We start from the raw sequence: 1,291 nt of genomic DNA, 5'->3' as shown, positions 1-1,291 counted from the left end.
TTGGGGTCGACCAGGGTTGAGGTGTCACCCAGTTCGCGGCCCTCGGCCACATCGCGCAGCAGGCGGCGCATGATCTTGCCCGAACGGGTCTTGGGGAGTTCGGGAACGACGTGGATCTCGCGCGGGCGGGCGATGGGGGAGATCTCCCGGGAGACCTCGGCCCTGAGCTCGGACACCAGATCCGCGCCGGTGTCCTTGGCCTCGGCGGTAAGGATGACGAAGGCGACGATACCCTGACCGGTGGTCTCATCGGACGCCCCGACCACCGCGGCCTCGGCGACACCGGAGTGCCCGACCAGCGCGGATTCGACCTCGGCGGTGGAGATACGGTGGCCCGAGACGTTCATGACGTCATCGACCCGGCCCAGCACCCACAGATCACCGTCGGTGTCGAGTTTCGCGCCGTCACCGGCGAAGTACCAGCCCCGCTCGCCATAGCGCGCCCAATAGGTTTCCCGGTAGCGGTCGTTGTCACCCCAGATCCCGCGCAGCATCGAGGGCCACGGCTGATCCAGCACCAGATAGCCGTTGGCCTCGGTCTCCCCGAGCACGACCGGGTTGCCCTGCTCATCGACGACCGTGGCCGAGATCCCCGGCAGCGGAGTCATCGCCGCACCCGGCTTGGCCGCGCTCACCCCCGGCAGCGGGGAGATCATGATCGACCCGGTCTCGGTCTGCCACCAGGTATCCACGATCGGGGTCTTGTTCGCCCCGATCACCTCTCGATACCAGCGCCACGCCTCGGGATTGATCGGCTCACCCACCGAACCCAGCAGGCGCAGCGACGACAGATCATGGGCCTGGGGAATCTCCTTGCCCCACTTCATGAACGTGCGCACCAGCGTCGGGGCGGTGTAATAGATCGAGACACCGTATTTTTCGATGATCCGCCAATGCCGGTGCTCGTCAGGGAAATTCGGGGTGCCCTCGTACACGACCTGCGTGGCACGATTGGACAGTGGCCCGTACACGATGTACGAATGCCCGGTCACCCAGCCGATATCGGCGGTGCACCAGTACACGTCCCGACCCGGCTTGTGGTCGAACACGTAATGGTGGGTGTACGAGGTCTGGGTCAGATAGCCGCCGGTGGTATGCAGAATCCCCTTGGGCTTGCCGGTGGTCCCGGAGGTGTACAGGATGAACAGCGGATGCTCGGCATCGAACGCCTGCGCCGCATGCTCGGGCGAAGCACCGGCCACCGTCTCATGCCACCACAGATCACGACCCTGAACCATGGGCGTATCGATCCCGGTGCGATTGACCACCAGCACATGCTCGACACTCGAAT

The 1,291-nt window shown here is 65.2% G+C and carries 1 protein-coding gene; it reads right to left on the bottom strand.

From position 1 onward, the window contains the following. On the bottom strand, positions 1-1,291 hold a 1,291-nt coding region (locus tag NA10_RS35075), incomplete at both ends, for an acetate--CoA ligase (RefSeq protein WP_067574997.1).

Origin of the sequence: Nocardia acidivorans NBRC 108247 (genome assembly GCF_001625085.1) — a bacterium.
In the GTDB taxonomy this organism is placed as follows: Bacteria; Actinomycetota; Actinomycetes; order Mycobacteriales; family Mycobacteriaceae; genus Nocardia; species Nocardia acidivorans.
This window is presented reverse-complemented; position numbering and strand designations above follow the sequence as displayed.